The organism is Syntrophomonas sp. UBA5494 (assembly GCF_002426325.1).
This window is the reverse complement of sequence record NZ_DIPG01000020.1, coordinates 13,159-19,926: the sequence shown is the minus strand read 5'-3', so window position 1 is coordinate 19,926 and position 6,768 is coordinate 13,159. Positions and strand designations below refer to the sequence as shown.

Genomic DNA, 6,768 nt, shown 5'->3' with positions numbered 1-6,768 from the left:
CGAGCCGCTTAAGCGGCTAGTGCGAAGTTATCTTCGGCAGTTATTGTTTTTTCGCCTTTTTATCGAGCTGGCGACAACTCGGCTCGCTACTCAACCCATCTATTCCCCCGTCGAAACCAGTACGCCCCCTTGTAAATAATATGCTCATCGCACATGCAATATTAAACCCTAAAAGGCTCTTTGTCAACCCCGCTTTAACAACCTAAAGATCAGCGAAACAGGGCGGATAACGCACTGTGCCGGTCACGTTATCAAGGACGTTGGGTATAAGTTCCAAAACCATATAAACCTCATCCGGTATGGTAAATGGTGCATATATTCCCTTGTCAGATGCCTTGACAAAACCAAAACGCGGATAATACTCAGGATGCCCCAGGACTACCACGGCTGGAAAAAGCGAACTTTTCGCGCGCTCTAATGCGAATCGAACCATTTCAGTACCAATGCCTCTCCCCTGGTACTCGGGGAGCACTGACATAGGCGCCAGGGCCAGGATTGACATCACATCATGACTGCTTACCAGCATAGCGGCACTCATTAAAATGTGCCCAACAATAGTATTACCGTCTACTGCCACCACCGATAATCCAGGTACATAAAACCGCGACCCGCGGATTAAATCAACCAGTTTCCCTTCTACATCACGGCCAAAGGCGAGTAAGTTCACCTGACGTATGGCGTCTTCATCTCCAGGCATTTCGGGCCTTACTGTGATCATGTGGTTTCATCCCCTATCTCCATTAAGTCTGCATTCTTGATTTGATCACCTGTTGGATGTTGCGCCGAGCATCCCGCTCCGCGATGTCCTCGCGTTTGTCATATAGCTTTTTGCCTACTCCCACAGCCAGGTCCATTTTGGCCAGACCATTTCTAAAGAATACTTTCAAAGGAATCAAAGCATAGCCTTTTTCCCGTTGAAAGCCCTGCAATCTATTAATCTCACGACGGTGCAATAATAGCTTCTTAGGCCTTAAGGGGTCGTGATTAAAGCGGTTGGCTTTATCATAGGGACTGATATGAAAATTGTTGACCCACACCTCCCCGTCTTTTACTGTAGCGTAGGCATCCTGCAGATTGCCCCTGCCCATACGCAGCGACTTCACCTCGGTGCCTGCCAGGACCAGTCCACATTCAAAGGTTTCTTTAATATGATAATTAAAGCGCGCTTTGCGATTATCCACTACCGGCTTGATTCCGCCGTGCTTTTTTGCCATGTTATACCTCTACCTCATTTGAGCAAGACCAATTACTAAAATTATACCCTCACCTCGGATACCGGAGTCCAAGGCCAGGGCTTTTAAGGCTCGCAATATAGTCTCAATTATTATAGCTTAAATTCCATTTTCAAGCAATAATTGCCCATAATAATACTGCATTGCCATAAATACCCTATCGCAAAGACCCCCCAGTTTATCCGGAGGGTCTCTGCGATTCGAGGTATGTTATGCCGTTTTTTTCAAAGCGTTCAAAATAACGGTCACAGCTTCAGCCCTGCTGGCTCCCTTGCCGGGCCGGTAGGTGTTGTCTTCGTAGCCGTTGATTAGCTGATTGTTGAAGGCGGTGGCGACCGCATCTACAGCCCATGCCGAAATCTGACTGTTGTCTGCAAAGGTTGTGCTTCCAGTCTCTGGTGTCAGCTTGGCGGCTTTCACTACCATGACTGCCATCTGCTCGCGGGTGATGCTGTCGTCCGGCCCAAAGGTATTGGCATCGTATCCGGTAACTATACCCAGAGCATTAGCGATAGCTATCTCCTTTTTGGCCCAGTGATTGGCGGTGTCTGCAAAGGTCTTCTCTGATTCAGCCTCCAGCTTAAAAGCCTTGACCAGAACAGTGACAAACTCAGCCCGGGTGATGCCTTTATCCGGCCCAAAAGTACCATCTATATAGCCGGTTATAGCGCCCATAGCCACTAACTGCTCAATGTTGTCCTGCGCCCAGTGTCCGTTGATATCAGTAAGCTGTGGAATTTGTGGTTCCGCCGGGGGTTCTGCCTCACCAATCCGGTAGGTAAAACTCTCCACCGCGCTGCCTTCCAAGGACTTAACCTGTTGCGCTTCGTCATCGCCTTTAGTATAGGTTATAGCAGCCACTTGTCCCTGCACTGCTTTGGTTTGCAGAACTAATTTGATCTTTTCCGGGGTGTTGGTGTTTTCCACAGCAGTGACCGCAACCGGGGCTTCATCGACAGTCACTGCAAACTGTGCTTCGGTTCCGGCAGGATCAGCCATGGCTTGGTCAAAAGTTATACTTATATCGCCTTTATTACTGATTTCAGCCGTAACTAGCTGCGGAGCCTCTGCTGCCTCCGCCTCGGCAGTAGCAACAGTTGCACTGGGACCGTCATCTGTCCAGACCTCGCCATTGCCGGCCTCAACTTTAAAGATATAGGAAGTCCCGGCCTTTAAATCGTTCAGTTCAATGGAAACACCATCATTGACAGTTGCGGTTTCCACACCATCGACAAATACTTTATAAGCTGTGGCATCGCTGGCAGCAACCCAGGTCAAGGTTAAGCTGTCAGCTGTTATATCAGATGCAGTCAGTGTCGCTCCCTCGGGCCAGGCAGGAGGATTTGCAGCCGGTTTTTCTGCAGCTGCCTCGGCAACGCTGAACCGCCATACATAATCCTTCCCCAGAGTATCGCCGTTATTAGCCTGTATGGCAGCGCCTAAAGTAACGGTATAGTCACCCGGTTCCAGGTCAGTATTCTGCAGATTAAGCTCCAATTGTTTAAGTTTAGGCTGTTCCTGCTCAGTATAGGTGAAATCCTGAGCAATATCCAGACTGATAGGTTCGCCTCCTGCTGCAGCCAGGGTAACCAGGCCTTTACTGGCCTCCAAATTATTATCCAGGCCTTTGCCGAAATTCCACTGAAAGACAATATTTTCACTCTCTAAAGCTTCATTAACCTGAAATACAACCGCATCGCCATCACCACTCACGGCTGTTGCCGCCGGAGACAACAATTCTACACTCATGTCCTGGCCATATGCCGAGGACACATTGCCGACTACAGCCATCGTCAAGAATAGAATCATCATAAGTACTGTGGTGGACTTTCGATAAACTTTGCAATTCATTGATAATACCTCCCGCGTTTTAATAATTCTTTAATACTGTTTCCTTACTCACCTGCCTTAAAAAATATATTACTATGCTCTACCGCAGTTTCATGCCACGGTTATCTAGCTCTTGGCCGCCCGCATGCCCGTGCCTTTCAGCATTTTATCGACGGTAGCCTGATCTAACTGCCAGTCAAAGAACTCCTGATAAAAATCCTGGGTCGCTTTGACCATGTCCCAATCTTTGAATAGCTCGGGATAGGCCAGTTTTGCTGTCCACAAAACCGCCAGGGGGGTCTCCAGGGAAGAGGTATGACCCCAGCGGGAAATGCCGATGGGCAGCGGCAAAACCCGGTTATTTTTTACCGCCTGCAGCGGCCGCCAGTGTTCATGCTCCATAATATATCCCACCAGGTTGGGGTCGTTAACCAATATATAGTCGGGATTCCACAAGAGTATCTGTTCCAGGCTGGCATAATGATTGCCATCGCTGAACTTCAGACTCTGGCCCACTGACACGTTGGTAATCCCGGCCGCCCTGGTCCAATCCGCGGCCAGACTATCGGCGGTGTCGGTGCGGGTGGCTTCGGCCGTGGAATGATAGAGTGTGACTCTGTCCTTGTCTGGGACAGCCGTAACCCGTTTCTGCACCTCGGCAACGGTCTGCTGATAAAACTCGGTGTAGCGCTGACCTTCAGCTTCAGTGCCCAGGATTTTGGCTATCATTTGCATGGCGTATTGTTGTTCGGCCATATTGCCGTACTGCAGGGCAATCACCGGTATATTGACCTTTTTTAATTTATCCATTTCGGCTTCATTGCTGGTGGTATCGCCTTTGACAAAGACCAGCTCCGCTTTGCTGCTCAGTAATTCTTCGATATTTATTACTTCATTGCTTTTGGGTACTGGCAAACCCTTGAGGTGGGGAAACATTTCTACTAACAGGATATCTCGCTGCATTCCGCCTGAGGTCGCCACTATAGTGCCTGCCTTGCCATACATGGCTATGGCATAGCCTGCTTCCGGGCACAGGCAGGCGATACGCTCTGGATTAATCGGTACTTCTACCTGCCTGCCAATACTGTCAGTGATAATCTGAGTCGGTTTTTCAGCCGGTGAAGTGTCTACGGCCTTACCGCTGCAACCCGCTGCCGCCAGCGCTAAGAACAACAGCAGTAATACCAGGCTGATCCTGCGCCATTGCTTTAGCCGCTGCGTGGCTCTTGATGTGGTCAACGCTATACCCCCCTTAACTTTCTGAGTTAATTGTACATATGGGCACTACCTGTTTTAAATGCCCCCCATCATCAAGTCCGCAGTTTATGATGCGGGTTCTTATGCTGTAAAGCTCGCCCAGATTTTGCTCGGATAATACCTCGGATGGTTTTCCCAAGGCCATGATCTGCTTATCCTTCACCAGTGCGGCTCGGGTTTTGATCCCCTGGTTTTCAAAATAATAGCCGTGATTGGGTACATGTGTCGCCATCAGGACTGCCAGGCCGGTCTGCTTGACTAGTTCAACTACCGTTTCCAGTATTATCAGTTCGTGTCTGTAATCCAAATGGGCAGTGGGTTCATCCATTATTATCAACGGGCTGTTCTGTGCCAGCGCCCGGGCCACCATCACCAGCTGACCCTCTCCGCCGCTCAGCTGCGTATAGGGACGATCCTTCAGCCTGGAAACTCCCACCATATCCAGAGCCTTTTCCGCGATGGCCACATCTTCCTCTGAAGGCACATCAAACGGGCCAATAAAAGAAGCCCGCCCCATAAGGACAATATCCCGCACCAGATAGGGAAAGGTTTTTTGGTGCATTTGGGGTACATAAGCTACTTGCCTGGCAATCTGAGGTGCGGCCATATTATCGATGGGGCTGCCGTTTATTAAAACCTGGCCTGCATACGGCTTGAGCCAGCCCAAAATACAATCCAGAAGTGTGGTTTTACCGCAGCCGTTAGGCCCCAGCAAGCAGAATATCTCTCCCGGGTTAATATTGAAGCTTATCTTATCCAGGATGAGTGCCTGGGGATATCTGAAACTTACATCCCTGACCTCCAGCAATGGCGCCATCTTACCAGCCACCTCCTTTGGTCTTCTTTAACAAGTAGACAAAGAAAGGTCCTCCCAAAATGGCGGTGAGTATACCCAGAGGTATTTCGGAGCCGGTTAGGATTCTGCCAAAATCATCCACGATAACCAGAAATGTAGCCCCTAATGAAAAGCTCACCGGAATTAGGACGCGGTTGTCATTGCCTACCAGCATACGCCCTATATGAGGAATTACCAGACCGACCCAGCCGATTATACCGCTAACGCAAACCGCTCCAGCAGTGGCTAGTGTGGCACAGGCTATGACTATCCCTTTGTTTAATGTGGTATTTATTCCCAAGGAATGAGCCTCCCGGTCACCCATTGATAAAACGTTTATCCTCCACCTGATCAGAATTATTCCGCCCACTCCAACCAGCATAGGAATACCGGCTATCATGATATCACTATAGCGCGCGGAGGCTAGGCTGCCCATCAGCCAGAAGACGATGGCGGGCAGTTCATTCATGGGATCGGCCAGGTATTTGGCCAGGGAGAGCAGGGCTGAAAACACCGATGACACGATCACTCCACCCAGAACCAGCATGATAGTGGGAGTGCCATTATATACCTTGCTTATGAAATAGCTTAAAATTACCGCAAAAATTCCAAAGGCAAACGCACAGGTGTAAATAGCTGCCACCTTATGAAAAAGGATTATGGCCAGTGCGGCCCCAAACCCGGCCCCAGAACTGACCCCTAAGATACCCGAACTGACCAGGGGATTACGAAACAATCCCTGAAAAGCCGCCCCGCTAATAGCCAAACAGCCACCCACCATAGCCCCCAAAATGGCCCGGGGCAGACGGATATCCCAAACTACGGTCTGATAAATATCTTCGATATAGCAAGGCTGCATGGTAATACGGCAGCCTAGTATGTTTATAACGGTGGCAATATCAACCGGATAGCGGCCGATTAACAATGAAACCAGGATTACCAGGAAAGGTGCCGCAATAAAGAGCAAAAACATCCATATCTTTTTCGTCACAACTCACCCCAACACGCTTTGTTATATTTATTGCGGCAATGATCAGGCAGCGTCACTAACACTGAATCTAATATGGCAACTCATTAGAGGCCGCGGCGTTTTCTGTAAAACCACCAGGCCCCCAGCCCGGCGACAGCGACGATAACCAGGTCGACGGCAATTCGCTTGTTCCTATATTCCTTCTGTTCGGCAACATCTTGCTGGCCTGGCTGAACCTGCTCTTGTCCTGCCGTAGCAACAGTTCCGGATTCTGTTTCCTGTTGGGTCATGTCCGGCGGGCTGCCCTCAACGGTCCCAGAAGGAGATGATTCTGAAGGAGCAGCCGCTTGCGGGTTTGTGGGTGGTGTAGCTGAGGGTGACGATGCCAGCTCTCCAGTCTGCTGAACCGGCTGTTCACCTGCTGCGGCACCGGCTGTGGTAAAGGTAACCGTAGCCTTTTGGCCTAAAGTAACCCCGCTTTTAGACTCCATATTGGGAGCTATTTCAATTCTGTACAGAGTGCCTGCCTGGAGCTTTTGCAAAGGCTTTACAATGGCGTCATTACGTTTCTCCCGTTCCACCTGATCATCTGCCATGATCACTTCAATAGGTATGCGGGTGTTCCCCGTCCACATGGAAAAACA

At 49.7% G+C, this 6,768-nt stretch carries 7 protein-coding genes and 1 other RNA gene (1 of these 8 only partly in view); all 8 read right to left on the bottom strand.

Features of this window, described 5'->3' with window-relative positions; genetic code table 11:
* Positions 1 to 129, bottom strand: a transfer-messenger RNA (tmRNA) gene (gene ssrA / locus B3W37_RS02400); it reaches 319 nt to the left of the window's first position.
* Positions 130 to 202: 73 nt separating this feature from the next.
* Complete coding sequence (locus B3W37_RS02395) at positions 203 to 718, bottom strand: GNAT family N-acetyltransferase (RefSeq protein ID WP_483174655.1); 516 nt, start codon at positions 716 to 718, stop codon at positions 203 to 205.
* 22 nt (positions 719 to 740) lie between these two features.
* Positions 741 to 1,214, bottom strand: a complete 474-nt coding sequence (gene smpB / locus B3W37_RS02390) for an SsrA-binding protein SmpB (RefSeq protein WP_483170936.1) — start codon at positions 1,212 to 1,214, stop codon at positions 741 to 743.
* A gap of 228 nt (positions 1,215 to 1,442) precedes the next feature.
* Positions 1,443 to 3,083 (bottom strand): S-layer homology domain-containing protein, encoded by a 1,641-nt coding sequence (locus B3W37_RS02385; RefSeq protein WP_483170935.1) that lies wholly within the window; start codon positions 3,081 to 3,083, stop codon positions 1,443 to 1,445.
* A 105-nt stretch (positions 3,084 to 3,188) separates the two neighbouring features.
* Positions 3,189 to 4,301 carry an ABC transporter substrate-binding protein gene (locus tag B3W37_RS02380; protein ID WP_483170934.1) on the bottom strand — a complete coding sequence of 371 codons (1,113 nt, stop codon included), beginning with the start codon at positions 4,299 to 4,301 and terminating at the stop codon, positions 3,189 to 3,191.
* A 13-nt stretch (positions 4,302 to 4,314) separates the two neighbouring features.
* Positions 4,315 to 5,136 carry an ABC transporter ATP-binding protein gene (locus B3W37_RS02375; RefSeq protein ID WP_483170933.1) on the bottom strand — a complete coding sequence of 274 codons (822 nt, stop codon included), beginning with the start codon at positions 5,134 to 5,136 and terminating at the stop codon, positions 4,315 to 4,317.
* Between the two features lies 1 nt (position 5,137).
* Positions 5,138 to 6,145 (bottom strand): FecCD family ABC transporter permease, encoded by a 1,008-nt coding sequence (locus B3W37_RS02370; protein WP_483170931.1) that lies wholly within the window; start codon positions 6,143 to 6,145, stop codon positions 5,138 to 5,140.
* An 83-nt stretch (positions 6,146 to 6,228) separates the two neighbouring features.
* Positions 6,229 to 6,768: hypothetical protein (locus B3W37_RS02365; protein ID WP_483174654.1), on the bottom strand; the 540-nt coding region annotated here is incomplete at its 5' end.